Annotated in this window: 25 protein-coding genes and 1 other annotated feature; of the genes, 5 read left to right on the top strand and 20 right to left on the bottom strand. The window is 45.0% G+C overall.

All coding sequences use genetic code 11. The features are described 5' to 3' along the window. The first annotated feature begins 35 nt into the window (after positions 1 to 35). Positions 36 to 938: an Rpn family recombination-promoting nuclease/putative transposase gene (locus tag FZ040_RS11605; RefSeq protein WP_222930964.1), complete on the top strand. Its 903-nt coding sequence runs from the start codon at positions 36 to 38 to the stop codon at positions 936 to 938. 78 nt (positions 939 to 1,016) lie between these two features. On the opposite strand, the gene FZ040_RS11600 is transcribed toward FZ040_RS11605, so the two are convergent. The 15 genes from FZ040_RS11600 to FZ040_RS11530 form a co-directional block, all read right to left on the bottom strand. After that, positions 1,017 to 2,753: a heparinase II/III family protein gene (locus FZ040_RS11600; RefSeq protein ID WP_187620317.1), complete on the bottom strand. Its 1,737-nt coding sequence runs from the start codon at positions 2,751 to 2,753 to the stop codon at positions 1,017 to 1,019. 290 nt (positions 2,754 to 3,043) lie between these two features. Beyond that, on the bottom strand, positions 3,044 to 4,261 hold the full coding sequence (locus FZ040_RS11595) for a lipopolysaccharide biosynthesis protein (protein WP_149172131.1): 1,218 nt from the start codon (positions 4,259 to 4,261) through the stop codon (positions 3,044 to 3,046). Between the two features lie 5 nt (positions 4,262 to 4,266). Next, entirely contained in the window at positions 4,267 to 5,718 is a 1,452-nt protein-coding gene (locus tag FZ040_RS11590; protein WP_149172130.1) for a DUF362 domain-containing protein, read from the bottom strand. A gap of 1 nt (position 5,719) precedes the next feature. Continuing rightward, positions 5,720 to 7,111 carry a phenylacetate--CoA ligase family protein gene (locus tag FZ040_RS11585; RefSeq protein WP_255448865.1) on the bottom strand — a complete coding sequence of 464 codons (1,392 nt, stop codon included), beginning with the start codon at positions 7,109 to 7,111 and terminating at the stop codon, positions 5,720 to 5,722. After that, a complete protein-coding gene (wecC, locus tag FZ040_RS11580) occupies positions 7,108 to 8,325 on the bottom strand; it encodes a UDP-N-acetyl-D-mannosamine dehydrogenase (protein ID WP_149172129.1) in 1,218 nt (405 codons plus the stop codon). Before wecC ends, FZ040_RS11585 begins: the two co-directional genes overlap by 4 nt. Positions 8,326 to 8,345: 20 nt before the next feature. Further along, positions 8,346 to 9,470, bottom strand: a complete 1,125-nt coding sequence (locus FZ040_RS11575) for a glycosyltransferase (RefSeq protein ID WP_255448866.1) — start codon at positions 9,468 to 9,470, stop codon at positions 8,346 to 8,348. Positions 9,471 to 9,478: 8 nt separating this feature from the next. After that, positions 9,479 to 10,837 carry an O-antigen ligase family protein gene (locus FZ040_RS11570; protein WP_149172127.1) on the bottom strand — a complete coding sequence of 453 codons (1,359 nt, stop codon included), beginning with the start codon at positions 10,835 to 10,837 and terminating at the stop codon, positions 9,479 to 9,481. Continuing rightward, positions 10,827 to 11,816: a glycosyltransferase family 2 protein gene (locus FZ040_RS11565; RefSeq protein ID WP_149172126.1), complete on the bottom strand. Its 990-nt coding sequence runs from the start codon at positions 11,814 to 11,816 to the stop codon at positions 10,827 to 10,829. The genes FZ040_RS11570 and FZ040_RS11565 overlap by 11 nt, the downstream gene beginning before the upstream one ends. Positions 11,817 to 11,824: 8 nt before the next feature. Then, the gene (locus FZ040_RS11560) at positions 11,825 to 12,943 is read right to left on the bottom strand and encodes a glycosyltransferase family 1 protein (RefSeq protein WP_149172125.1); all 1,119 of its coding nucleotides are present in this window, start codon (positions 12,941 to 12,943) and stop codon (positions 11,825 to 11,827) included. Between the two features lie 3 nt (positions 12,944 to 12,946). Next, positions 12,947 to 14,308, bottom strand: coding sequence for a GumC family protein (locus FZ040_RS11555; RefSeq protein ID WP_149172124.1), 1,362 nt, complete (start codon positions 14,306 to 14,308; stop codon positions 12,947 to 12,949). A gap of 175 nt (positions 14,309 to 14,483) precedes the next feature. Beyond that, complete coding sequence (locus tag FZ040_RS11550; protein WP_149172123.1) at positions 14,484 to 15,035, bottom strand: hypothetical protein; 552 nt, start codon at positions 15,033 to 15,035, stop codon at positions 14,484 to 14,486. Between the two features lie 152 nt (positions 15,036 to 15,187). After that, on the bottom strand, positions 15,188 to 15,340 hold the full coding sequence (locus FZ040_RS11545; RefSeq protein ID WP_231473885.1) for a YvrJ family protein: 153 nt from the start codon (positions 15,338 to 15,340) through the stop codon (positions 15,188 to 15,190). Beyond that, complete coding sequence (locus FZ040_RS11540; RefSeq protein WP_033170673.1) at positions 15,337 to 15,552, bottom strand: DUF2922 family protein; 216 nt, start codon at positions 15,550 to 15,552, stop codon at positions 15,337 to 15,339. Before FZ040_RS11540 ends, FZ040_RS11545 begins: the two co-directional genes overlap by 4 nt. 27 nt (positions 15,553 to 15,579) lie before the next feature. After that, the gene (locus FZ040_RS11535) at positions 15,580 to 15,798 is read right to left on the bottom strand and encodes a DUF1659 domain-containing protein (RefSeq protein WP_033170674.1); all 219 of its coding nucleotides are present in this window, start codon (positions 15,796 to 15,798) and stop codon (positions 15,580 to 15,582) included. A gap of 476 nt (positions 15,799 to 16,274) precedes the next feature. Then, the gene (locus FZ040_RS11530) at positions 16,275 to 17,603 is read right to left on the bottom strand and encodes an MFS transporter (protein WP_149172122.1); all 1,329 of its coding nucleotides are present in this window, start codon (positions 17,601 to 17,603) and stop codon (positions 16,275 to 16,277) included. 60 nt (positions 17,604 to 17,663) lie between these two features. Continuing rightward, positions 17,664 to 17,959, bottom strand: a binding site (T-box leader). A 147-nt stretch (positions 17,960 to 18,106) separates the two neighbouring features. Here FZ040_RS11530 and FZ040_RS14405 point away from each other — a divergent pair. The 4 genes from FZ040_RS14405 (at position 18,107) to FZ040_RS11515 (ending at position 21,086) form a co-directional block, all read left to right on the top strand. After that, positions 18,107 to 18,196, top strand: a complete 90-nt coding sequence (locus FZ040_RS14405) for a type I addiction module toxin, Fst family (RefSeq protein ID WP_488655852.1) — start codon at positions 18,107 to 18,109, stop codon at positions 18,194 to 18,196. 335 nt (positions 18,197 to 18,531) lie between these two features. Then, a complete protein-coding gene (locus FZ040_RS11525; protein WP_149172140.1) occupies positions 18,532 to 19,593 on the top strand; it encodes a methionine ABC transporter ATP-binding protein in 1,062 nt (353 codons plus the stop codon). Then, a complete protein-coding gene (locus FZ040_RS11520) occupies positions 19,562 to 20,215 on the top strand; it encodes a methionine ABC transporter permease (protein ID WP_149172121.1) in 654 nt (217 codons plus the stop codon). The genes FZ040_RS11525 and FZ040_RS11520 overlap by 32 nt, the downstream gene beginning before the upstream one ends. Positions 20,216 to 20,243: 28 nt before the next feature. Then, complete coding sequence (locus tag FZ040_RS11515; RefSeq protein ID WP_149172120.1) at positions 20,244 to 21,086, top strand: MetQ/NlpA family ABC transporter substrate-binding protein; 843 nt, start codon at positions 20,244 to 20,246, stop codon at positions 21,084 to 21,086. A 68-nt stretch (positions 21,087 to 21,154) separates the two neighbouring features. Here the strand turns inward: FZ040_RS11515 and FZ040_RS11510 are convergent, their stop codons facing one another. The 5 genes from FZ040_RS11510 to FZ040_RS11490 all read right to left on the bottom strand — a co-directional run bounded on the left by FZ040_RS11510 (position 21,155) and on the right by FZ040_RS11490 (position 26,764). Next, positions 21,155 to 22,582: a hypothetical protein gene (locus FZ040_RS11510; RefSeq protein ID WP_149172119.1), complete on the bottom strand. Its 1,428-nt coding sequence runs from the start codon at positions 22,580 to 22,582 to the stop codon at positions 21,155 to 21,157. A gap of 3 nt (positions 22,583 to 22,585) precedes the next feature. Further along, positions 22,586 to 23,725 (bottom strand): glycoside hydrolase family 3 protein, encoded by a 1,140-nt coding sequence (locus tag FZ040_RS11505; protein ID WP_149172118.1) that lies wholly within the window; start codon positions 23,723 to 23,725, stop codon positions 22,586 to 22,588. 15 nt (positions 23,726 to 23,740) lie between these two features. Continuing rightward, positions 23,741 to 24,649, bottom strand: coding sequence for a hypothetical protein (locus FZ040_RS11500; protein ID WP_149172117.1), 909 nt, complete (start codon positions 24,647 to 24,649; stop codon positions 23,741 to 23,743). 183 nt (positions 24,650 to 24,832) lie between these two features. Continuing rightward, positions 24,833 to 26,209 (bottom strand): sodium-dependent transporter, encoded by a 1,377-nt coding sequence (locus tag FZ040_RS11495; RefSeq protein WP_149172116.1) that lies wholly within the window; start codon positions 26,207 to 26,209, stop codon positions 24,833 to 24,835. 96 nt (positions 26,210 to 26,305) lie between these two features. Then, positions 26,306 to 26,764 (bottom strand): low molecular weight protein-tyrosine-phosphatase, encoded by a 459-nt coding sequence (locus FZ040_RS11490; RefSeq protein ID WP_149172139.1) that lies wholly within the window; start codon positions 26,762 to 26,764, stop codon positions 26,306 to 26,308. Between the last annotated feature and the right edge of the window lie 37 nt (positions 26,765 to 26,801).

The following is a 26,801-nucleotide window of genomic DNA, read 5'->3' as shown; positions in this document are numbered from 1 at the left end:
TTTTTTTCTATAATGAAGAAAGAAGGGAATCCATTATGGTGATGGACCAAAACGCCGATTTGTTTGTAGATCTCAGCGAACGTAACTACAATCCCATGAATGATGTCTTGTTCAAATTCATTTTTGGCAAAGAAGAACGCAAACAAATCACGATTGATTTTCTAAACGCCGTCCTACAACATGATTTGCAGCATCCCATTCAGGATATAACATTTACCCAAACGGAGATGTCTCCTATCAACGAAGCGGATAAGCTCACACGTCTCGATGTAACCTGCATCCTCGACACCGCCGAGCAGGTAGATGTCGAAGTCCAGGTTGTCAATCATCAAGATATGGAACGACGGACTCTATACTATTGGGCACAGCTATATCTGATGACTCTGCCAGCGGGTAAACACTACCGTGATCTTAAACCATCTATCACGATTAACATTCTAAAATTTAAATTACTCCCACAAAACAGCCCTTACTCTATGTGGAGCATCTACAACCCAGAAACTGGCGACCGACTCAACAAAGATTTGACCCTTCACTTCCTTGAAATCCCTAAATACGCTAAGAAACCCGTCGCCGAAATGACAAAAATGGAACGCTGGCTAGCATACTTCGCCAACCAACTAGATGATACCGAAAAGGAGGAACTGTCCATGAGTGATACTGCCATCAAAAATGCTATGCAAGCCGCTCGTGTTTTCCTTAACAATACCGAAGAACGCCGCCGCTATATCAACCGCGAAATGGCCATCATGGACTACAACTCCGACCACGAAGCCGCCATAGCTCAAGGCCGTGCTGAGGGACTTGCCGAAGGCGAACGCAAGAATCAAGAACAAACCGCCCTTGATATGCTGCGCGACAACATGGACATGCAACGAATTATGAAATATACCCACCTCTCCGCCGAACGCATCGCGGAACTTGCTAAAACACTATAATATCCCCCAACCCAAAGAGCCTGACCATCGTATCTATGGTCAGGCTCTTTTTCATATTCCCATCAATCAGCCACAATTTTACAGCTTTAACAACTTCCCATATCCATTAGAAAATACTCCTGGATTCTTCCAACGTTTTAAATTCACTCCATAATCCGTGACTACAATACCATCAGAACAAATCTCCACCACTCGCCAAACTGGAGTGCCAAAACCATCATGACGCATAATAATACCATCACGGCCGACATATAGCACTTGGGCATTTGTCCTATCCTTCTTTATGGAAAAGAGACCTCGCTGCCCATCAACCCATTCATTTTGCTCTATGCCAGACATCGGCTGAGGTGTAAAATGCATAGCTGTTCCACGGAATTTATTTCGCATAACTGGATCAGGTGTATAAAGATAACTTCCCGGATCAGCAATAATCGTTTTCCCATCCAAAGTCAATGTCAACGACAACTGATCATTATGTGAATGTCCGCCACTACCATTTTGCCCCACTTCGCCGCAACGAACAATTAAATGCAATCTGTCAGATTTCCATATATAAAGCCCCATGCCCGTATACGCATAAACATGTAAATTTAACAGTAAATTTACATGTTCATCAGCAATGTGATACACATTTTCTCTGCCACTATCCGACCAAGCATCCCGTAAATGCTTCCACACCTCGTGTAAATCACCAGCATTTTTCACTTCCTGCATATCATCTGCAAACGGAAGTAATTCACGATATGATAAAACCTCCTCATGATTCTGCATATCCTCATCATAATACACATCATCTACTAATTGCTGAGGGGCAAGATTCTGATAACGTTCATAAGCCCCGGCTTTTGTCAATTTATGATATCGCGGTGCCAATTTGAAAAAATGACCGCTATCAGCATCACCTATCTGCTGTAACACGCCATCGATTGAACATTTTTCGACAAACCCTACGGCTCTCACCAGTCTGCACCAAAACCATTCGGGCAACTCTACCTGTAATTCCCGAGGCAAACGTTTGATCAATAAAGCACTATGTAGCATCAACTCCGTAGACAAACAATGATAGCTGGTCGAGGCTTCAAAATTACTACCATCGCCATGAAACTCTCGCTTCATCTCGCTGATAATTTCACGTTGAGAAAAAGCTAGCCACTTCGATATCTCAGTGGTATTCTCCAAATGCGCTGTTGCAAACAGCAAGCCAGCAATATCGGACAGATAATGATTCGTGGTAAGTTGCGGTGAATATTCCAAATTGTGAACGATATGATAAGCATGGTCATATACAGAACGTGCCAGGACCTGTTCAAAATCCTCAGAAAACTTTACCCCCTGTCCAACAAATATATCATACGCCAGTAACCAATTGGCAATACGGATTCCCACATCCATGGTGCAACGCCAATTAACGCCAAAACGCGGCGGATTCTGCGCGATAAAATCTAGGATTTCATCGCAATATTCCTGCCAGTATCGATCATTTCGATCATAAGCATATGCTATAGCCAATTGTGGCAAATGCTGCATCCGCGCCAATTCCCAAGGAACCTTCACATCAACGCCCGCCTTGTGACCAATCGGAATATCCATATACCAAGTCCGCTCAGACCACCGGTAGCCAGATTTAAAATCCAACTGCCAGTCAATCGGTCGATAACCTGCCGAAACCATCTGCCAAACAGTCGTGGCATACGGTATACAAGCAAGTGGTAAATGGTCTTTTAGCCATTTTTCTCTATTCTTTGAGGCTAATGACACGGACTGCCAGCCACTCCCCAACAAATCAAAACGATGCTGAAGATAAAGACTACACACTTCCTCCCTCATACAATCTATTACCAAATAACGATTCTCTATCGGTATAGCATTTAACTTGCAATCGTATATATGATAAGTACTACGTCGGCTATCCAAACACTTGACAACGATTCTACATAATCTTCTCCATATTTTCCCGAAAAGTTCTCTATTGATTTTTCGCATAATATCCTCATATTTCATTCTGCAGTAATATATACGATATAGAATAATGACGCCATTAAATTTATCAATATCTATTCAGCAACACAAAACAAATATACTATACAAGTCTATGTATTAATCAATTAGTATTTATCCATTAAGAATTTTTTTCCTTTCACATATCCATATATATTTATTAGGGTATAGCTTAATGACAAACTTAAAGCCATACCTAAGATTCCTAACATTGGATAAAGAAAAAAGACTGATAAGCAATGCAGCAAGACTACTCCAAAAACACATTTGCACAAAGGTTTAAAACATTCAAACTTCAATACCACTGTCATATACGGACTCAACATAACGGAAAAAACAGCTAACAAGCTAAAAACTAGAAACGCAAGAATTGATTCATCATATTTCCCCACGAAATACAGTTTAATAAATTCAACGATAAAAACATCTGTAACAGCAACAAACAAAAGCATGACTTTAAATATCTTTGACTGTAATTCGAACAAGTCTTTCATTTTTTGTTTTGTTTCTGCATTTACTATCCCTGGAAACATAACCGTAGTAATAGCCCCCAGTACTAAAGCATATATATTATAAAACTGAAACGCTACTCCATAGGATGCCAAATCACTTTCAGAAGCAACCATACGCAAAAAAAACACGTTAACATTTGCCAAAAACGTTAACAGTGCCATATATATAAACAAAAATTTGTAATCACTAGTAAATATTATCTTAAAAGTTTTTACTCCATCTCCCAAACATTGATTAAACGAACAAATACTAAAGACTTTTTTATTCATCATGGCTGCTGCCAAAAAGGCCAAACTATTTAACAGGATGACAGATATTGCTAAAATTGAATTTGTGAACAAAAACACATAAACGAATATAAGTATGGCAAAAATTCCAACACGGTACAATTCAACATGATTATACTGACTAAAGTTTTGTATATTCTGATATGCAGTCTTTATAAATTCCGAAAAACATACTGCTACGGTTAATAAAGTGACTGCTAAAAGTCCAGTGCCTTCTATGGCAAAAATATTTCCGAGTAAAACAGTAAAAACTACCACTAACACTGTCTGAACTAAACACAGCGATGTCTTGTCTTTCTCTAGAGATAGCTTATTACAACCAACAATGTATATATTATTTACACTAGCAACAAAAATCCCCGATACTAAGCCGCTAACGGATAATAAAAATGTATATAACGCATACTCCTCATAATCCATATACTTTATGATTAATAGTGTTATCACCCCCATGATTCCTTTAGAAAAAAAACTTGTCATGAATACATAAAGCATATCTTTAACTTTTGAACCAAACTTTAACATATTTTCTATCTTTCAATATACCCTTTCCAGTTAGCTTGCGGTTTAAAATGCAAATTAACACTCCGCCAATCTACGCTTGCACCATTTTTTTCACAATATGCCCTTATATCCTGTTCGTCATAACAAAACCCATCTAATTTCATCGCATTGTAAATCACAGGTATTTTATACGGATCAAATCCTATCAAATGTGCACATACAAAATCAACGAAAAACGGATTATTACCACCAGCTATAAGCCCAGCATGTTTAGGAGTCGGTTCTAACGGGCCATTTTCCTCACCAGCCACTACCCCATCAACCACACAAAAATATTTCCGCTGTGGCTCTTTATGAATAACACCCTTACTATCTGCGAACAATAAAATTCTATTTAAATCTAGACACATTCTCCAAACAGTATCGTTTCCATGCCAATCTCCATTCCCCATGACATAATCTCGCCCCGTTATAGCTCTATATAAACGATGAATAATTCCAAATGGCACATTCATAAGAAAATACTGATACCGACTTGTTTTGGTGTTTTTTATTAAAATATTATCCATTGCAAATCGTCGCCATTTATAATGTAATCTCCCTAACAAACCTACATCATCGGCAAATTCATCGCCTCCATCTGCCGGACTTCCCACACGATAATGCGCTAAAAAATTTTTATCTCCATTAGCACCCACCATATTTTTGCTATTTATCGTAACTCCAGCTTTTCGATGTGTTTTTAACTTAGGTATACTTATAACAACATCCGCATCTAAAACACTTCGCGAAAATAAATATCTATGTCCATTTGTATGCTGTTTGACAATAAAGTTTCTATCATAGTCAGCCCCATATAACCGATCGGGATTAGCAACATCCTGCAACATTGACTTATCTTCTAGATTGCATAATACATACCCACGAGGGTCACCTTTCAAGTCAACTCTTAGTCCTGTATCAAAACCTCCAACATATGCATTTTTCCGCAAATCTATCAACTCAATCATTACGTTTTTACTATTGTAATAATCGACTAACTGTTTCACACCATTTCTTTCAACAATAGTTTCGAAATCAGCATTAGCTTGCGGTGCATCTGCTATTATAATCTTCCCTGTGCCTTGTAGTGCCAATAACACATAATCAATAATTGGCCTTATAACAGCGCCATGCGTTACAAGACTTTGTATATCTGGATCACCTGCATTATCATGATATACAAAATTAGGCTTCAGTAAAACTGTATCGCCCTTATTAATCAATTCACAAAATGGATTCCATTTAGGTGTTCCATAATTTTCCTCATCCAACCCAAGATTTTTCAACATATCTCGAACGGCATGATATACAGGATTATTCTCTGATACAACATCTTCCCGTTTGAATATAAACTCGGGATACTCTTCACTCGGTGAATATGGAGGACAATCAGGATACATCGTTTTGTTATTAATATGAACTGACACATTATTCATTTCAATCTAACTCCGATATTATATATCTATACTTACCACTAGCTGCACGCCTAACCTCATTGACGTATTGAATATCCATCTTTAGATATTCACCTAGTTTACTTTGCACCGCGCTCTTTATAGCCACCTCATCGTCTATTGTGTAATCTTTGCCTTTCACTATTCGCATTGTTACCAAACCGGGGGTGTTTTGATAAAATTGATAATATTTGACACGATCAAAAACGTCAGAATGGAAGTTAATGGCCGTCATCGAAATTTTATTTCCCTGACTTGTAACTAACATCTCTTGAAGCCATCGCCCCTCGATGTCTTTTAAAATACGACCTTTAAAACCACATTTAGTCTTTACACACTCTTCATAACTCGCATAATCAGCAGTACGATAACGAATTAATGGCAAAACGTAGTTGTTAAATCCTGTGGCAGTAATTTCTCCCATTATCCCAGAATCATTAATAACATCACGGTTCTTGTCTAACAATTCAGTATATCCATATAATTCTTCTATATGATAGTGATCTTCCAAAGCACATCCATTTGCTAAACTACACATTTCTGAGTGTCCGTATGACATATACATCCGACAACCAAACGCATTCTCAATAATTTCTCGTTGTCCTTTATATAAATTTTCACTAGTTGCAAAAATCGCCAATGGCTTGTATGTTAGCCTATCTCCTGTTCGGTTCATATATTCCGCTAGCATCAATATTGATGAAGGATACACATGAAAAAAAGGTATTTTTTCCTTATTCAACTTATTAATAAATTTGTGACAAACTTCATCTGTCATGTGAAAAGGATCCAATACTAGTGAGCGATTCTTCTTTTCATAACGCCACAGCTTATTATCCGGCAAAACATTGTTTCTTAATACGACCATTTCTGATTTACCAGGGATATAGCCGACTTCGCCCCAAAGATAATCATACATTGCCTTTTCCCTTGGAATGGTCAATTGCTTTTGCGCGTAAAAAATCAGCTGCCGTCCTGTTGTACCACCTGTTGTAATTTGGAATCTTTGCCTGTTAGAGAATTTATCGGATAGCATATCTGATAAATTATTTCGAATAACTTCTTTATCGATTGTCGGAATCAGGGATAAATCGTCTAAATTGTTAAACTTGTACGGATTAAATCCCGCCTCGTTAAACTGCCGATTGTAAAATCTTGTCGTTTCATGGGCATGTATCAATAAATTCCTTAATTGCTTTATCTGATAATCATGAATTTCATCCTGCGACCAATTTGCTGATTCGTTAAGTAATTTATACATTTTTGCATATTCTGGTCCATATTTGATTTTTTGAGGAAGTGAACCATATAATCCACCAATGATATTTCGAGCAGGATACGGTAACGCATGATATATTTTTCGCAATTTATTCAAAGCCAAATCCCCCTAGTATCAATCACGCATTTACCTTCTAACAAACTGCAATCAATTTTTTTAAATTCCTTATGATCAACCAAAAGTAGTACTATGTTAGCCTTGGCAATAGCCTCTTTATACTCGCAAAACTCTACATTAGGAAAGCCCTCTAGCTTTTGCGGCAATTGAGTTACATTTGGTTCCACCGCATAGATATGGGCAATGTTTTTTTCGGCCAACTCTCTGGTTATCTGCAAAGACGGGCTCTCTCGCAAATCGTCAATATCCGGCTTGAATGCCAAACCTAGACAAGCCACCCTTGGTTCCTTTACATTGCGGATTGCATCAAATACTTTAGCCATTACATATTGTGGCTTATTGTCATTGACCTGACGAGCCGTGCGGATAAGACGTGCTTCCTCTGGTGCCGAATCCACGACAAACCACGGATCAACGGCAATGCAATGACCGCCAACCCCCGGACCAGGTTGCAGGATATTCACGCGCGGGTGGCGATTCGCCAGACGAATCAATTCCCACACATTGATGCCCAATTTATCACAAATCATAGACAGCTCATTAGCAAAAGCGATATTTACATCGCGGAAGCTGTTCTCCGTCAGTTTGGAAAGCTCGGCCGTACGGCTATCTGTTTCCAGAAGGTTACCTGTCACAAAATGGCTATAAAACTCAACCGTTTTCTTGGTAGAGGCCTCATCCACACCGCCGATGATACGGTCATTCCCCGGTAATTCCACTACAATTTTCCCCGGCAGGACACGCTCTGGACAATGCGCGAAATATAACATCTTATCTTTTAATGCTGGACATTCCGAAAGCACCCAATCCCGAACCTTTTCCGTAGTTCCTACCGGACTGGTGGATTCCAAGATTACCAGATTTCCCTCTTCCAAATAAGGCGCAACTTCACGGGCTGCCGACTCGACAAAAGATAAGTCCGGTTTCTTATCGCCCTTGAACGGCGTTGGCACAGCCAGGATAAAAACATCTGCCTTATGCGGTTTTGTATCTGCCTGAAGATGCCCATCGCCCACAGCCTTCTGTACCCACTGCGCCAAACCTGGCTCGACAATATGAATCTTCCCTGCATTGATGGTATCCACCACATGCTGCACAGGATCCATACCATACACCTTAAACCCATGATTGGCAATCAACGTTGCCGTAGGCAAACCTATATACCCTAAGCCAATTACACTAACCGATTTCATTAACAACCGCGCCCCTTTGCTTATTTTTGGTAAAATATTTTTTCGAATTTATCTACCACAGTGCGTATATCGTACTGAGACAAATCAATATGATCCCGTTCCCTGTAATCTCCGCTCAAAAATGACGAAAATACATCCGGCTTAAATGATGCCTGATTAAAACTTAAAATTGGCCGTTTACTCATAGCATAGTCAATCAGCTTGCTGGGCCGTTGATTGCTATTGTCATTGTCAAAGTTAATGACAAACTCCCACGTCGCCATTTCCGGAATCAAGACTTCCCGATCAACCGCTTCACGGATATCAAGTTTGTCCCCTAATTTTTCCTTATATTCCGCTAATAGCCTCGCAGTGAAGCCATCCGCAATTGCATAAACAACGAAACAGAAATCCTGTTGCAACGTCAGCAGATATTCAAAGAAATATCGTGGATTACGAATAGACTCGTAAAACACTCCCGCATAGCCAAAAGTCGGTACTTTATTTTTTTGATAAGTACTCGCTGGGATATCCATCAACTTAAAACCTTGCGGAATAACCTTTATCTTTTCCGGAGGTAAGTATTCCAAATAATTACTCCTAGCCGCCTCAATAGGAATCGTCACATAATCAAACTGGTTCAACACCCATTTCTCAAGATATTTCAAATAAAAAGCCTTCTTGAATGACGGATTTGCATAAAAAGGATCTCCACAATCCGCAATGAGCACCGTCGCAGGATTGATATAACGTTTCAAACAAGCTAAAGCCACATTCACATAGAACGGATAACTGATGGATATTATCACGTTATAATCGTTTTTATTTCGCAGATGTGTCTTTATACTTTTATATAAGAAATAAGCATAATATATAATATTCGGCCCATCGCCAAACAAAAACAAGAACATCTTCCTAAGCCTTTGCAACAATCTCGACTTCATTTTATTATTAGATTTTTTTGCGCGCATTACGCTTCCAGCCATTTTCCCATGCGGAACAAAAACAGTTCTGGCATCCGCCTGCATTTCTGCATCCTCCGGCAGAAATGCTATCACATCATATCCACGTCGTACAAATTCCATCAAAAGTTCATAGGCACGAAAAGCACGCGGATTTTTAATTGGTGCATACCAACGGGAGGCAATAAGTATTTTTTTTCGCATAAACAAATTTAAGCATCTCCACAAACACGTTTATCAACATTTTCACACATTCGCCATGCTAAAGCTAATAATACCCAATTTGCCGGATAACTTAGCATATCCCAATTGTTCGCTGTCAATAAAGATCCTATAATTGCAGCTATTAGAGCTACTACAAACATTTTCTCTTCGTCATTTTTTATATGAGTACATTTCTTTATTAATTTATTTATTACCGTTCCCCATAATAAAAAATATAATAATAACCCAACGATACCTTGCTCAGCTAACAATCTAGGATATACACCGAAGACCACCATATTATCTTGAAACATAAACATATCTGAACTCATCCATGCCCAGTCGGGTATATAATTTAATAAATAAAACTTTGCTTGACCTAAGCCAACCCCAAAGACAACATTATCCATCCATACCCCATAAGCTGCAATCTGAGAGCCATATCTCATGTAGTTAGATGTAATTCTCCCCGAATCATCCGAATCAATCAACGAGGTGAATATGTCAAATAGACTTATATTAGAAAACCATAAGCTATCATTAACCGTAGAAATTATTGCGCTTATTGTGAATAATGCTATTATAAGCATCAGCAAATATTTCCATGTTTTATAGTACATACTTATCAACAACATATCAAAAAATACTACTACATACACTGTACGCGAATACGTCATCAATGCCATAATCATTAAATATATACTCACAAATATATACATCCGTTTGCCATTTATCATTTTCACTAATATAAACGGCGCTACTACTGCTAAATAATTTCCTAACGTCGATGCTTCATAGGATACAGACCGTACTTTAAAACTAACACTCCCACCATCTCCGCCTCTAAAAAAGGCATCTAAACCTAACAGTATAGGTTTCAACGATTCATCGAACATAGATAATATTTCCACCAATGAATATAACCCAGCTATCGCAAAAGAAATTAATAACATTTTGCACACAATGTTACAAACAGCATCTATCTTTAAAGATAAAGTGATATCGTAAACATATATTGCCATAAAAAAATACACTAACATCGCAGCTAACTTAAACAAGAATTGTTCTATTCCATTAGATACTATATTCTCCGAATATGCTATCACTTCAAAATTTAAAACAGAGCTTACTATAGCTTCTATTATCCATAGAGCAAAAAAATATACACCTGTATGAAAAAACGTATTGATACTAACATTTCCTTTTATTACCTTTGAGATTATCCATATAATAACCCCTATCGACAAAGGAATTATACTTCCACTAAAACCAGAACCGCTATTCATTAATATAGAATTTACAAACGGAAACAATATTATTCCTAACCACAACAACTGTATTTGTATTGTATTTAAATTAACCATCATCTAAATCACTCCACATGCTCACTCCTTTATATCCCCAAAAACACAGCCAATACGGTAAACAAAAAAAAGAAATCGCACATTTAATAAATATACTAAAATCTTTATTAAGCACTCCAACTATTACGTTTTTCCGCAATTCAACCTGCAAGCTTTTCACCTTTAATTTCATATTAGGTAAAAGCAATATATCCTTTATGCAACTTCCAATTTCCTTCGCATATAACTCTCTCATACGTAAATATATTTTCATATCACATTTATTTTTCAACATGATATTTCGCATTATCTCTACACTATCTAATCTTAGATCACTCTTTTTTTTGTGTGTAGCACTATCCATTCGATTAACATAATGATATTTGTATAATGGCAAAAATATAACTTTTTTGATACATCTCAAATATCTCCACACGAAATCTAAGTCTTCCCCCATGCGATATCTCACATTAAAAAGTATATCATTTGTGATAAGTTGTTCTCTTAGGTACAATTTATCCCAAGGGGACCAATCAAAATGATTTTTACAAATCATTTCATACATGGCCTCCTTGGGAGTCATAAGCCGTTTTCTTATTCTATGAAATCTACAGCTTGCCATGTCGCCTTCATTATTTACATATCCCGATATAACTAAATCCAAAGAATTACTCTCAGCACAACAAAACATTTTCTCCAAGAAATCTTCTTCTAAATAGTCATCAGAATCTAGAAACGCTACGTACTTTCCTCTAGCGCTTTTGATTCCTAAGTTTCGTGCTGCTGAAACGCCCTTATTTTCTTTCTGTTTTATAATTGTTATTCGGTCATCTTTTCTCGCATATTTTTTTACTATCTCCATTGATGTGTCAGTACCACAATCATCGACAACCAACACTTCAATATTTGTTAACGTCTGTTTTAAAACAGACTCAATACTTTGTTGTATATAACCTTCCACATTATATACAGGCATAATGATTGATACCAAAACATCGGACATTTATTTTTCTATACCTCCTTTACCATACTACCATACCAACATTCCATTTTTTTCGCTTCATTTTGGATAGAAAATCCATTTTCTTCCAGCAAAGTTTTTCTAGCTCTTTTCCGTATCAAATCATTAATTGATTTTACCCATTCTTCTTTAACTAATGGCAGATATCTCACATTTTCATTTATAACTACTTCTTTCGTTATATTACTTGATAGGCAAACGGGCACACCATTCGCCTGTGCTTCTATGCCTACTACTGGTAATCCTTCATATAATGATGGCAGCAAAAAAACATCCATCGCACTATACCATTCATTTACATCTGATCTTAAGCCTTTAAAATATACCTTATCCGAAATTTTTAATTCCTTTGCCTTATGCTCTAGATTTTCTCGTAAAGGTCCATCACCTATCATCACCAATACTGATGCCGGATTTTGTTTAAAATACGACGCGAATACATCTAATAAAAACATATGGTTTTTCTGAGGAACCAACCGCCCTATATGGCCTATTACATTCACTTCCTCTTTAACCCCTAACTCTTCGCGTAACTTTTTTCTCGCCGTTACCGAAAATCTAAACTTCTCTATATCCACAGCATTATTGATAATCTTAACTTTATCCAATTGTATAGCTCTTTTGCCATACATCCATTCTGCTGCATATTTCGAGCACGCCACGTATTGATTTGCAAACAATGGTGAAAATGGTCGCAATATCTTTTTTAAATAATACTTACAACGCTCTTCCATGGCTTTTTCGTTTGTCGAATGATTATGTATTATGCGTATTTTTGCACCTGCTAACCAAGCAGGGAACAACGAAAATAGAGACATTGTATTCATATTATCGTGAATAATGTCGTACTTATTTTTTTTTATAATATGATAGATATCACACATATATTTGATGATATTATCCTTATATGGGGTTACATGATAAACCCGCCCCCCCATTCTCTTAATCTCATCATCTAATAATGATTTTTCTTTTCCATCTATCACAAAATCAAATTGCACTTTATCTCGATTAATATTACGGTAGTAATTCATAATAACTGCTTCTACACCACCGCCGCAAACTATACCAACTATCTGCAATACACGAATAGGATATTGATTATTCATATTTTATACAGACTCCACTTTCCTATATATGATAAAGCTATATATTCCTGCAATAATAAGTCCCAGCACAACCCCAACACTAGCAATAAGTTTCTTCCTCGGTGCTACTGGTTTATCTACATCCGGCAAGTCGGCGTTGTCGATGATCTGGATATCCATGCTTTCCATGGCTTCCTGGATTTTGTCCTGTTCGCACTGCTGGACGAGGCTGGTGTAGATTTGCTGTTTGATTTTCGCGTCGCTTTCGAGTTTGATGTAGTCCATGACGGCTTCTGGGAGCTGCGAGATTTCTGTTTCTTTCTCGGCTTTTTTCGCCTTGATAGCCGCTTCACTAGCGCTGGCGGCGCTGGCCTGTGCCTGGGCTACCGCCTGGTTCTTTAACAGTTCCATCTGGGCGCTGTTGAGGCTGGCGGCGTTGGAGTTCACGACGGCACCGACTTCATCGGATAACGACTGGCTGAGCTGATTCAGCTGACGCTGTGCCGCGATGACAGACGGATGATTGTCGGTATATTTCTGGCGCAGGCCGACGAGTTCTACCTCCTTGGCGACAATCTGCGCACGGATGCTCTGGACGGTGCTGTTATCGTTGATGTTGTAGCTAGCGGCTCCAGCTTTCTGTTCGCCGAGTTTCTGGGTAGCTACATCGTACTGAGCCTGGGCCGATTTCTGTGCTACCTGCATCTCACCGATGGTTTTATCGTAGGCATTGAGCTGCTCGATAGCGAGCTTGGCCTGGTCATTGGGGCTATAGAGTTTGTGCTCTTTCTGGAAAGCAGCCAGTTTTGCTGCCGCATCGTCGGCTTCTTGCTTCGCATTTTCGATGCGCTCGTTGAGGAATCGCACCAATAGGCTTTGCGTCTGCTGGCTGTTTTCGGTCTGCATGGTGAGGAAGTTGTCCACGACTCCCTGCGAGATCATCTGAGCCTCTTCCGGCGTGCGGCCTTTGGCGGTTACTTCGATGAGGTTTGTCTGTTTGGTATTTTTGATGTCAAGTTTCTGCTTGGCGAAATCTTTTGCCTGCGGCTTTTTGCCATCGGGCCATTCCATCTCGTCGATAATCGGTTCGAGGACGCGGCGGCTTTTCATCAGTTCGATATAGTTGGTCGGTGAGGCATTCGAGCTGCTGCCGCCGAGGCTGCCGACGTTTATCCCCATGGCGGCTGCCATGGCTGCGGCGCCACCGATATCCTTGCCGGCACTGCGGGTCTGGACGAGTGTCGTGGACTCGTACTGTTTCGGCAGGATGAAGGCAATGATGATGGCAAGAATGGTGCAGGCGGCGATGATGCTGCCTACTACTTTCTTGCGCTCGAGCATGAGCTGCAGGAGTCTGCCGAGGTCGATGACTTCTTCTTTTTCCATGTGATTGTTCTCCCCTATTTCTTCTTATATTTCAATATGCACTATTATCTGCACGCATCTATTGCAATTATATTATTCGTGTAAGCCTATGTCAATTTTACGCACACAAAAACGCCTAGATAATTCGATTATTTCCAATTATCTAGGCGTGTTGTCTTAGTATTTACTTAAAAATTTAGGACTTATTTCCTAACCAACCTGGTTCTGTACCTTTGCGCAGCATGTTTTTGTCGATGCGCTGCAGTACGAGCCGTGTCTGATGGAGCTGGCGCATATGGATGTACTGAGCCTCGACGAGTTTTTGCCGGACGGTGGCTACGGACCACAGCAAATGCAGTTTCTTGCCGCCGGTCAGCTCGATGTAGCTGTACCGTTTGCTTTCTGGGTCCGCGTAGAGCTTTTCGACATGGCCGAGGTTGATATAGGCCCAGGTCCGGTGATGAGTGCTATAGCCCGTGGTACGGTACTTCAGCCCTACCAGTATCATGTCGAGCGATATCGGCAGCAGAAAGGCATGGCGGGCTCCCAAACTCGGCGCATAGTGATGCCCAATGAGCCGCAGGGTTTTGTCCTCGCTCTCGGCATAGTGCTGGACGATGTAGCTCGCGGTCCGGTTCTCCTGGATGATGCTCGCACCGCTGCTCGTCAGGATTTTGGTTCCTTCTCCACCATCCTCGGTAGTAAAGGGAACGATGGCGTTTACTTCATGTTGGTTTGGATAAATCATGGATGGATTCCTCTTTTCCATTATTTAGTACAGGTGTGAAACATTAGACGCCTTGTTATTATTATAAATTGATTAAATGTAAATTACAATCGGTTTTGTATTGTTTTTTACACGAAAGACTCCCCGCAATCTGCAGGGAGCCTTTCTCTATCTCAAGGGCGACGTTGAAGTTCTTTTACCAGGTTTGCCAGCTGCTCGGTGAAGTTATCCATCGAGCGCTGGAAACGGGTTAGCAGGTAGAAGGTGACTACGATGGGGAAGCCAACGGTGGATATTGCCGTCAGGATGGTGTTTTCCATGGTCATGCGACGATTTCCTGATCGTCCACGTTCTGGATGTAAGCCTTTTTGAGGCCCACGGCCGGATAGCCGGCGACAATCAGTGCTTTCGTGGAGGTGATGGCCTCGACGAAGGCGTCGATATCTGCCTTCGTGATGTCCGCACGGGGATTCGGGACCGTAATCGTTGTCGTTTTGCCGTTGGCCAGATTCATGAGGATTTTGAGTGTGGATTTCATAATGCATTCTCCTTTCGCTATCTACGGTTACGCTACGATGCTGCTGGCATCCTGACGGATGTAGGCGCTGACCGTGCCCGTCTGGAACTCGGCCAGGGCACGGGCTACCGCATAGAACTGATCGTCCGTGAGCTCGGCGTTGATGTTGCTATAGGTGCGCTGGGCCAGCTTTTCTTTGCCATCGGCCGTCTGGCCAATGACGACTTTGAAGATGAGTTTGGTGGTGTTGTCTTTGCGTTTTGCCATTTGGATTACTTCCTTTCTATATGGGATGGTAGTTTCTCGAGGAGTGGTTCCTTGCCCCTCTCACTTTTATACATGACGCGAAAAGAAAAAAAGCAGCCTTTCGGCTGCAAAAAAAAAGAACTGCGGTTGTTCAAGCCACAGTCCTGCGCTCTATGGAAATCTCATCAATTCCTTAGCTTACAATCAGTATAGCATACTATTGCGGGAAATTCAATATTCTGCTAAGATAGAACTCGTTGCGGAATCACCGCCGATTGGAGGTGATTTTCTATGGAACAAAATCTCATCAATTTCTTGCTATCTGTACTGGCTAGCGTAATCGGCTGTTACGTCGTCAGATGGATCGACAGATGGTAATCCGCAACTGTATGAAGATCCTCCGCCTATGGACCGTTCACCCATAGGCAAGCGCCCGTCTAAAACGACGGGCGCTTTTGTATTATTTATGAAACTACTTACAATATCCCACTTATCTATTACGCGTCAACCGTCGCCACTTTGGCTACGGGGTCGGCATCTTCGCGAACCTGTCCGTTGGCTTTATATTTAATAGAAAGAACCAGCAGTCCGGAGAGGAACATGAAGGCACCCATGACGTAATAGCCGAGGTCGAAATTGCCCGTGGTGGTTTTGACCCATGCCATCATGTTCGGGCCTACCCAGCCGCCGATGTTGCCGCAGCTGTTTATGAGGGCTACGGATGCCGCAGCGGCAGGGCCAGTCAGAAAGGTTGTCGGGATCGTCCACCACACGCCCATAGCGGCATGGATACCGATAGCAGAGAGGCAGACGAGGAAGAGGGCCATGCCGAGGCTGCCCGCGTGGGGCGAGCAGGCCAGACCGACAGCGCCGACGAAGAGAGCGCCAGCTACATGCCAGACTTTATCCCCCGTACGCGTGGAGGTATAGCCGATGATGACCTGCACGACCAGAGCTGCCGTCATCGGGATGGCGATAGCACCGCCCAGGAGCGAGGTCGAAAGACCAGAGAGTTCTTTGAGCACCGTCGGCATCCAGAAATAGAAGCCCCAGAAGCCAACGACCCAAAGGAAGTAAATGAGGCAGAGTTTGAGGACTTTCGGATCTTTAAAGGCTTTGAGGACCGTGTATTTCTTGCGGCCCTGCATAGTGGCCTGCTCGGCTTCGTAGTTTTCCGTGAGGTATTTTTTCTCAGCCGCCGTGAGCCAATGAACCTGATCCGGACGGTCTTTGACACAGAAGAAGAAGAATACGGCAAAAGCCAGGGCCGGAACGGCCTCCAGAATGAAGAGTTCCTGCCAGCCATGCATGCCAAAAAACGAAGTCTCTAAGAGGACACCAGCCATTGGCGCACCGATGATGTTCGAGAGCAAAAGGCTCGTGAGCATCAGGCTCGTAGCCCGGGAGCGTTCCGCCGCCGTGAACCAGCGCGGGAACAGGATCGAGTAGATAACCGGATAGAGGCTTGCCTCCGAAGCCCCGAGCAGGAAACGGCAGAGATAGAAATGGAATTGAGTCGTCATAAAGGCCATGGCCACGCAGACTAATCCCCAGGTGAACATGATGCGGGCGATCCACTTCGTCGCAGAGAATTTTGCGGCCACCAGCGATCCAGGAATCTCGAAAATGAGATAACCGACAAAGAAGATGCCGGCACCAGCACCGAATACCTCCGGAGTAATCCAGGGGAGATCCTGGGTCATGGTGAGTTTTGCATAGGCCACGTTGACGCGATCGATGCAGGCAATAATGGATACCAAAAATACCGGCAGGATGATACGCCAATCCCGTTTGCGTTTGAGTCGGTCAAGGTCCAGATTTTCCATAGATGATTCCTCCTAAAATAAAAATTAATTGCTGATAAAATAAAAAAACGCCCGTCCCCGTAAAGGGACGGACGTTATATCCGCGTTACCACCCAGATTCCATAGCTTTTGTCCGCTATGGCGCTCTACTACGTACTCTGGCGGCATCGATATAGTTTCTTCCTGCAATCAACGTACCATCATACGCGGCTCCTATAACGGGGAGCTGCCGTGGCCACTTACTGACAGCGATCTGCTGCCGTTCAGCGCCATGTCTCGGAGATGATTTTCTGCTCCCGCTGTACTGCCGGCTTTCACCATACCCGGCTCGCTATGCGTCTCACCGTGAGCATACTCTTTCTCGTCATCAACTGTGTGTTATATGTGTTTTGTTCTTTACAACTTTACATACAACAATACCACCAACATGTAAAGTTGTCAACTATTTTGTTGTAAATTACCTTTTCCTCCCCTCACAAGTATGCTATCCTATATACAGCCTCCAATGAAAGGAGGTGTATCTTTTGTTTCTCAAAAAATTCGTTGAGCTCATCGTTGCTCCGTTAATCGTCGGTGTGCTGCTCAAGTTATTTGAGTGGTGGTTGACGCACTAGGATTAACCAAAAACGTAGAAAACCCCGTTAATCAGGTCCTAAGCTGATTAACGGGGTTTTCGCATCTTTTGTTTCTCATTCGTTACCTTGATAGTAGCACGTCAACCATTATATGTCAAGGTAAATAAGCCCTCTTCATCACCAAAGAAAAAATCTATGGTGCGCATCGATAAATTATATCGTACAGTTTGTGTATTCCGTGCGTATTTAATGATATAATGTCTATTGTAAGTGTATAGTAGCAGTTTATATTATCTTAACGATTGACAAAGTGTCAACCTCGTGCTATTATTCAAAACATATAATACTACTAGGAAATGGAGGATATGACGCTTATGATTAAGCTCTCTCATATAGAGAAAACTTACGACAGCCCGAGCGGTCCGGTTAAAGCACTCAAGGGAATCGATCTTGAGATTGCGCGCGGTGAGATCTACGGCATTATCGGACTATCCGGTGCCGGCAAATCAACGCTGGTACGCTGCATAAACATGCTGGAACGGCCTACATCCGGACAGGTCTTCGTCGATGGCAAGGAGCTGACGAAAATGTCTGCCAGCGAGCTGCGGGAAGCCCGCAAGGATATCGGTATGATTTTCCAGCATTTCAATCTGCTTTCATCGGCAACGGTCTATGAGAATATTGCTTTTCCGCTGAAACTTGCAGGGGCAGCTGCCGATGAGATTGAAAAGAAGGTCCAGCCACTCTTGAAGCTGGTCGGACTGGAGGCCAAGGCGCATCAGTATCCTTCGCAGCTGTCCGGTGGTCAGAAACAGCGTGTAGGCATCGCCAGAGCGCTTGCCAGTGAACCAAAGGTTCTACTGTGCGACGAGGCCACGAGCGCCCTTGACCCGCAGACGACCAAGGCGATTCTCGAACTCATCCGCGACATCAATCGCAAGCTGCAGCTGACGGTAGTTGTCATCACCCATGAGATGCAGGTCGTCAAGGATATCTGCGATAAGGTCGCCGTCATCGATAAAGGCGTCATCGCTGAGCAAGGTTCAGTCATTGATATCTTTACGAATCCGCAGCAGCCCATCACGAAGGAATTCATCAGTGTACTGCTCTCGAATGATTTACCGGCGGCCTTCCGCGGCAGCATCGTCTCGCAGGAGCCGGCACCTGATGCTTATCTTTTAGTTCGGTTGACATTTATCGGCGAACGCGCCGATGATCCCGTCATCGCCGGCATGATCCGGAATTTCCCGGAGGTCGAGACCACCATGCTCTTCGGCAACCTCGACCAGATTCGGTCAACGCCATTTGGCCGCATGATTATAGGGCTCACCGGTCCTCATGAACGCGTCCAGGAGGCTCTCGCCTATCTGCAGGCAAAAGATCTCAAAGAGGAGGTGATTGGCTATGTTCACCGACATGATTCCACTGCTCACTAAGGCTTTGGGTGAAACCGTCTATATGGTGGTGGTATCCATGGTCATCGCCTCAATCGTCGGCATCCCGCTCGGCGTACTGCTGCATACCACAGGGAAGGGGCAGATTTTGGAGTCCCCAGGCTTTAACAAATGCCTGGGCACCATTGTCAACGTCATCCGATCCATCCCGTTTATCATCCTGATGGTCGCTATCATTCCGCTGACCCGCATGATTGTCGGTACCGCTATCGGCACCTCAGCCGCTATGGTCCCACTGGTCATCGCCTCGATTCCCTTTATCGGCCGTCAGGTCGAGACCAGCCTCAAGGAGGTTCCCTACGGTCTTATTGAGGCGGCACAGTCCATGGGCGCTACGCCGTTCCAGATTATCTGGAAGGTTCTGCTGCCGGAATCACGGGCCAGCATCACCGCTCAGCTCACTACCGTTATCATCAGTCTGGTCGGCGAATCCGCTATGGCTGGTGCTATCGGCGGCGGCGGACTCGGTGATCTGGCAATCCGCTACGGCTATCAGCGCTTCCGCCCGGAGGTAATGGTTGCCACCGTGGTCATCCTCATAATCTTAGTCCAGCTAGTCCAGCTTGTGGGTAATACCCTGGCGAAAAAACTAGATAAAAAGTAATCCGATTACAATTTAAGGAGGCTTACCTATGAAAAAGATTCTTGCACTTATCGCGGCTCTTGCAGTCGCTACCCTTGCCCTCGCCGGATGCGGCGGCAGTGACTCGAGCAGCTCCGGCACCAGTGCCGTAGCCCAGAATTCCTCGGGTATGAAAACGCTGAAAGTCGGCGCCACGGCTGTTCCCCATGCCGAAATTCTCGAAGTGGTAAAACCGATGCTCGAAAAGGACGGCATCAAACTGGACATCGTCGAGTTCACCGACTACGTCCAGCCGAACCTTGCCTTGAACGACAAGGAGCTCGATGCAAACTTCTTCCAGCATGAACCGTACCTTACGAATTTCATGGAAGAACATAAGGAAGTAAAGCTCGTAAATGCAGCCGGCATCCACATCGAGCCAATGGGCGTCTATTCCAAGAAGGTCAAAGATCTCAAGGACCTCAAAGACGGCGCTACGATTTCTATCCCGAACGACCCGACTAACGGCGGCCGTGCGCTGCTGCTCCTGGAAAAAGCAGGTCTCTTGAAACTTAAAGATGGCGCTGGCGAAAAGGCTACCGTCCAGGACATCGCCGAAAACCCGCACAATTTCAAATTCCAGGAAGTAGAGGCAGCTCAGGTACCGCGTACGCTGGAAGACGTTGATGCCGCTGTCATCAACACCAACTATGCAATGCAGATTAACCTCGTTCCGACGAAAGATGCTCTGTTCATGGAGGACAGCACGTCCCCCTATGTCAACATCCTCGCTGTCCGCGAAGGGGACAAAGACCGCCCGGAAATCCAGGCCCTCATCAAAGCTCTGCAGAGCCCGGAAGTAAAGGCCTTCATCAACGATAAATACAAAGGTGCTGTCGTCGCAGCCTTCTAATCTTATCGCTAAATTTTAAATGCAACAAAAAAGCATGTGGAATCGCCCACATGCTTTTTTGTTGCGTTTTAGAAGTTTCGCCAATACGTCCAATGTACGTTCGTAGAATTTACTTCAAACTCATCAAACTCTGGAATCGACTGACCGTTTGTCGTTACCCAGAGGCTCTGGTTCTGACGTCCTTTCGGACTCAGCGAGCCGAGGTACATGTCGTTGTAAAAATAGAAGTGATCCGAATATACCTGCGCACCGTTATTATAGAGCGTGATATTCAGCGTCATGCTGCTTACTTTCTGAATGGAATTATACGAACCGTTGTAGAAATAGCCGTCGATATCCAGTCGATTTGCGCTGGTGCGGCGAACACTGGTGGCCAGGAATTCTACGCCATTGGAAGCATCGATAATCCGCTGGTTGCGTGCAGCCTGGCGGTCACGGATGGCCTGTTTACGCGCGGCTTCGGCTTCAGCCGCACGGCGTTCGGCCTCGATACGTTTTTGTTCCTCGATGGCCTTTTTCTTGTTAATATAGGCCTTGAGATCATCGGGCAGCGCACTAAGCTGCATCGCCGTGGCAAAATCCGTCTTGGGAATCTGAATCTCGCCTGCACGTTCAGCCAAATCTTTGGTGTTGGCCTGAACGCGTTTTACCACCTCGTCTGTCCCCTTATCGAGAGGCTGATTGACGACTGTTTTGGTGTCATCGATGAGGCTTCGCTCCAGCTGAACGGCCTCAACCAGTTTCTGATTGGCATCCTTGTACTTGCTGCCAGTACGCGAAGACTTGAGGTCGCGGGCCAGTTTATCCAGGTTCTCGCCCGCTTTATCCAAGCGGACAACAAAGTCCTTGGTCGCATCGGCATCGGGGTCACCATTGAGGTCTTTTGTCTCTTTCAGGAGATTCTGCACCTCCGTGACGACTTCCTCGCCCTTGACACATTTGGCTACATAGCGGTCTTCCGCTCCGCGGACATAGGCAAAGGCACCTACGGCAACGATGAGGAGCGCTACTACGATGCCGATAAGAATCTGCGTCGTATGTTTCTTTTTCGGCGGCATTGGTCCATAGCCGTAACCCGGCGGTGGCGGCGGTGCCATGTATGGTGGCTGCTGGGGCTGTACCATCGGCTGCTGCGGCATGCCCTGCTGCCAAGGCTGCTGCTGTGGCATAGGAGCAAGTTCCCGCACAGGCGGCATGCTCTGCGTGGCATCGAGTGGCGGCATTTGCTGTGCCTGCTGCTGCAGCTCCATGGCGGCCTGCGCAGCCTTCTCGGCCTCAGCGGCCTGTTCGGGAGTCACTACCGAATCAGCGGGCTGCGCCGTCGGCTGGGCTTGTGTCTCCATCGCCGTGGTAACTGGCGGCTGGGTATTCTCCATCGCCTCATGATTCGATCCGTCAGCGGGCTGCGCTTCCGGGCGGGGCTTTCCGCACATCTCACAAAAATTGCCGGAATTCTTCTGGCCACAGGCACAGGTCCATTCTTGCTTTTCTTCCATTGGTTACTCCTTCCCTTGGTGCAATAATTTTGCCTTTACAATCCTTTTTACTGATTCATCGATTCGCTGCTGGGATATCTCACCGTTTTCCACGGCCTCCAGGATGCCCAGATAAGCGTCCGCTGCATAGGAATATTCATGACACATCATAATCATATCAACGCCAGCCTTGACCGACTGTATACCGCGCTCACGTGGGCTGCTGTATTTCGCCACAGCCCCCATGTTCAAGTCATCGGTAATGATGATACCATCATAGCCGAGTTCTTTGCGCAAAAGATCTGTCACAATCGCGGGGGATTGGCTGGCCGGCCGCTCAGGGTCAAAGGCCAGATATTTCAGATGCCCCACCAAAATGAAGTAATCTTCCTCCGAGCGGCTGCTGATTATTCCCTTAAATGGCACTACATCGTTCTGCATGAGTTCTTCCCGGCTGGCCATGACCGTGGAAACATCGAGATGCGTGTCCACTGTTCCTCGGCCAATCCCCGGGAAATGTTTGAGCGCATACATCACGCGGTTCTTTTCATACCCTTGGGCCGCAGCCGCTAAGAACTTGGTCACCTGTTCCGGGTCCTGTCCATAGGAACGGCCGCGCGTGCCGCCCAAATCAGCCACGGGGGCAAAATTTACATTAATCCCCAAGTTTTTTAACTGCTGCGCGGTTCTATCCGCCCAGCCCTCAGCCTTGGTGACATCGCCCGATGCACCTATTTCCTGCTGGGACGGTGGTGGCGTGATGAATGCTTTGCCACGAACCACGGCACCGCCCTCTTCATCAATCCCAATGAATAGCGGTACTTTCTGCTCGGCCTGCTCACGAAGATGGTCCGTAAGCGCCTTTGTCTGCTCCGCCGATTCGAGATTGCGGTCAAACAAAATGATATTGCCGATATGATACTGATGCAACATAAATAAACTATCATCATTTACATCCGTACCATAGATACCAATCATGACCATCTGCCCGACTTTTTCCGGAAGCGTCATGGAGTCCACGATGGAATCCACCTGCTCATCCAAGGTCTGCGCGGGTTTGTCCTCCAGCGCCCTGCCCGTATCGGCTGATAGCTGGCAGCCGGTGCAGAGTGCCAACGCCCCCACCATAAGACTCAGGGCCAGCGCCCATTTTTTCTTGCTCATCGTGATTCTCCTGCTTTACTCCGTAGTGCGGCGGATGCTGATGTAGTTGACCGTATCCGTTCCCTGAACGACCGCAAAGCGCAGGATACCCGATTGCCCCTGAAGGTCCGTATAGCGGTACTCGTAAAGGTCTTTGCCACCGTACTCCGACTTCATGTAGTCCGTGCCATAGGTGTCCGTTACATCACTCAACAAAGAGCCCTCATGCAGGCCGCGTTTCGTCAGGGCACTGCCCGTCTCCGACACCAAGGACGTGACGATGTCGCCACGCGTACCGACCTCGACGGTTGGGTATTTGTAGAATACCATACCGTCCTTCTGTCTGGATGAAATCTCCTGTCCGAGCGTCTCATGCATCTGCGCGACCGTCATTCCCAGATCCATCCCGCCGAGTGAGAGGTCTGTCTGCATCTCGCGGCTGCCGTCCTGTTTCTTATCCGCATTCTGTTTGGATGCCGCCTGATCGCCGTTTTTCGATACCGAACTGTAATTGCTCGGTGCCGGCTCATCGCCAAAAGCGCCTTCCTTCATACCAAAGAATACCAGCACCAGTACCAAAACCAGCGCGACAATTCCCAAGCCAATTTTGAGGTTCTTATACTTGTCCTCCTGTGGCTGAGGGGGCTGCTGGTATACAGGCTGGCCGTAAACCGGCTGCTGGTACATCGGCTGGCCGTACGGCGGCTGTTGATAGGCGGGCTGGCCATACGGCTGTTGGTATGGCTGCTGGTATGGCTGCTGGTATGGCTGCTGATTTTGCGGCGGCATCTGCGGACCTTGCTGCTGTGGCTGCTGTGACTGCTGCGGTGCTTGCGGCTGGCTGGCCGGACGCGGCTTTCCGCATTTCACACAGAAATTGCCCTTGTTGCCAGACTGGCCACAGGGGCAGTTCCATTCAGCCGCCGCAGGTTCCTTACTCTCCATGAATAAACCTCCTAACGCCAATGAATTGCATCTAATATATGTCTAATAAATCCAAAAATAATTATACCGCGATTGTCCGAATTTTGCCAAGAACAAAATCACCTTTACGCGGCAAATAACAACGCCCCCGCCGGCTCATTGACGAGCCAGCGGAGGCGTAATTCAAGGCTTTGTGCCCGCTTGTTACTTGCTGAAGAACAACGCATGATACCCGTTGACAAAGATAACGAGTACGATGAGCGGCAGAATCCAGGTCACATAGAAGCGCACGCAGGTTGGGAAGGCTGTGCCTTTACCCGTGTTGGCTTCCTTGATAAAGTTATCCCAGCCCCAGCCGTAGCGGCTCGTGCAGAACGCGAGGTAGACGAGCGAGCCCAGCGGCAGCAGGTTGTTGCTGACGAAGAAGTCCTCGAGGTCGAGCACGCCTGAACCCGGGCCGAGCGGCTGGAAACCACTCCAGACATTGAAGCCGAGCACACAGGGCATCGACAGCAGGATGATGACGGGGATACCCCAACGGATGATGGTCTTGCGCTTTTTGTGCAAAAGCTCAAAGAAGCAGACGATGAGGTTTTCAAATACCGCAATGACCGTCGACATCGAAGCAAAGGTCATAAACAGGAAGAACAGCGTTCCCCAAAGGCGGCCAAACGGCATCGCGTTGAATACATTCGGCAGTGACACAAACAGCAGGTTCGGGCCACTGGCCGGATTGACGCCATAGGCAAAGCAGGCTGGGAAAATGATAAGGCCTGCCATGATGGCTACAAACGTATCGAGCAGAACCACCCAGACTGCCTCACCGGTCAGGCGCTTGGTCTTGCCGATGTAACTGCCGAAAATCGCCAGCGCACCAATGCCGATGGACAGTGTAAAGAATGCCTGTCCCATCGCCGCAAAGATGACTTCCTTGATACCGAATTCCATCAGCCGTCCGAAATCCGGATACAGATAATAGCGCAGACCTTCTTCACCGCCCGGCAGCAGAACACTGTTGACGGCGAGAACCACCATGAGCACGAGCAGGCAGGACATCATGGATTTGGTAATCCGCTCAACGCCAGCCTGTACGCCCAGATAGCAAACGCCGCCACAGAGCAGTACGATGGCTATCATATACCCAGCCATGGTAAGCGGATCCTGCAACAGAGCACCAAAAACAGCCCCAACGCCAGCAGCATCCAGGCCTTCCATGCCGCCCGAAGCCATCTTGTAGAGATAGTAGAGCATCCAGCCCGATACTGTCGTGTAGAACATCATCAAGAGCAAATTGCCCGCAATGGCTCCATACTTATAAAGATGCCACTTTGTCCCTTTCGGTTCGAGCGCATCGAAAGACATGGCCGCACTGCGGATACTCGCACGGCCGACAGCAAATTCCGCTACCATGATGGGGAGTCCCAGGATGGCCAAGAACACCAAATAAATCAGCACGAATGCCGCGCCACCGTATTCTCCCGTAATATAGGGGAAACGCCAGACATTGCCGAGGCCGATTGCACAGCCAGCGGAAACCAGGATAAAGCCCAGACGGGTCGAAAAACTTCCTCTTGATTCCAATAAAGCACCTTCTCTAATTAAAATTCCGTTGCGGCCGGAAATGTATCTTCGCTAGGTTTACAATGATACACCTCTATGCGCAATTACCTATCTATATTACCGCATCGGCTTAATTTTGTCCAGCAGGAATCGACATCCTTTGGCAACGTCTGCATAAGTTACTTCAAAGTTCCCCGTATACCACGGATCGGCCACCTCACGGGATTCCCCGGCATATTCCAGCAGCAAATGGCACTTTCCCTGCGGGTCGCCGCCTGTCAAGCGCGATAAATCGCACATATTTTCATCATCCATAGCGATAATCAAGTCATATTCCTCGTAATCACTGCGCCGAATCTGCCGTGCTTGCCGCGGCGTAAAGGAAATGCCATGAGCCGTCAGCACCCGCTTTGTCCCCGGATGCGTATCACTGCCAATCTCATCGGTCCGGCAAGCCTTCGATTCGACAAGAATCTCCTCCGTAAGCCCAGCCTTTGCCACCATATCCTTCATCACAAACTCCGCCATCGTCGACCGGCAGATATTGCCATGGCAAACAAATAATACTTTTTTCATACTCAAAACTTTTCTTCCTTCCTTGATTTATGAGGCT

Origin of the sequence: Pseudoselenomonas ruminis (assembly GCF_008271295.1) — a bacterium.
GTDB lineage: Bacteria > Bacillota > Negativicutes > Selenomonadales > Selenomonadaceae > Selenomonas_A > Selenomonas_A ruminis.
Note: the sequence above shows the minus strand (reverse complement) of the source record. Positions and strands in the feature narration are given on the sequence as shown.

Coding starts and splice junctions, on each gene's coding strand:
- FZ040_RS11605 (WP_222930964.1), top strand. CDS start 36: ATGGTGATGGACCAAAACGCCGATTTGTTTGTAGATCTCAGCGAACGT.
- FZ040_RS11595 (WP_149172131.1), bottom strand. CDS start 4,261: ATGTTAAAGTTTGGTTCAAAAGTTAAAGATATGCTTTATGTATTCATG.
- FZ040_RS11590 (WP_149172130.1), bottom strand. CDS start 5,718: ATGAATAATGTGTCAGTTCATATTAATAACAAAACGATGTATCCTGAT.
- wecC (WP_149172129.1), bottom strand. CDS start 8,325: ATGAAATCGGTTAGTGTAATTGGCTTAGGGTATATAGGTTTGCCTACG.
- FZ040_RS11575 (WP_255448866.1), bottom strand. CDS start 9,470: ATGCGAAAAAAAATACTTATTGCCTCCCGTTGGTATGCACCAATTAAA.
- FZ040_RS11570 (WP_149172127.1), bottom strand. CDS start 10,837: ATGATGGTTAATTTAAATACAATACAAATACAGTTGTTGTGGTTAGGA.
- FZ040_RS11565 (WP_149172126.1), bottom strand. CDS start 11,816: ATGTCCGATGTTTTGGTATCAATCATTATGCCTGTATATAATGTGGAA.
- FZ040_RS11560 (WP_149172125.1), bottom strand. CDS start 12,943: ATGAATAATCAATATCCTATTCGTGTATTGCAGATAGTTGGTATAGTT.
- FZ040_RS11555 (WP_149172124.1), bottom strand. CDS start 14,308: ATGGAAAAAGAAGAAGTCATCGACCTCGGCAGACTCCTGCAGCTCATG.
- FZ040_RS11550 (WP_149172123.1), bottom strand. CDS start 15,035: ATGATTTATCCAAACCAACATGAAGTAAACGCCATCGTTCCCTTTACT.
- FZ040_RS11545 (WP_231473885.1), bottom strand. CDS start 15,340: ATGACCATGGAAAACACCATCCTGACGGCAATATCCACCGTTGGCTTC.
- FZ040_RS11540 (WP_033170673.1), bottom strand. CDS start 15,552: ATGAAATCCACACTCAAAATCCTCATGAATCTGGCCAACGGCAAAACG.
- FZ040_RS11535 (WP_033170674.1), bottom strand. CDS start 15,798: ATGGCAAAACGCAAAGACAACACCACCAAACTCATCTTCAAAGTCGTC.
- FZ040_RS11530 (WP_149172122.1), bottom strand. CDS start 17,603: ATGGAAAATCTGGACCTTGACCGACTCAAACGCAAACGGGATTGGCGT.
- FZ040_RS11525 (WP_149172140.1), top strand. CDS start 18,532: ATGATTAAGCTCTCTCATATAGAGAAAACTTACGACAGCCCGAGCGGT.
- FZ040_RS11520 (WP_149172121.1), top strand. CDS start 19,562: ATGTTCACCGACATGATTCCACTGCTCACTAAGGCTTTGGGTGAAACC.
- FZ040_RS11515 (WP_149172120.1), top strand. CDS start 20,244: ATGAAAAAGATTCTTGCACTTATCGCGGCTCTTGCAGTCGCTACCCTT.
- FZ040_RS11510 (WP_149172119.1), bottom strand. CDS start 22,582: ATGGAAGAAAAGCAAGAATGGACCTGTGCCTGTGGCCAGAAGAATTCC.
- FZ040_RS11505 (WP_149172118.1), bottom strand. CDS start 23,725: ATGAGCAAGAAAAAATGGGCGCTGGCCCTGAGTCTTATGGTGGGGGCG.
- FZ040_RS11500 (WP_149172117.1), bottom strand. CDS start 24,649: ATGGAGAGTAAGGAACCTGCGGCGGCTGAATGGAACTGCCCCTGTGGC.
- FZ040_RS11490 (WP_149172139.1), bottom strand. CDS start 26,764: ATGAAAAAAGTATTATTTGTTTGCCATGGCAATATCTGCCGGTCGACG.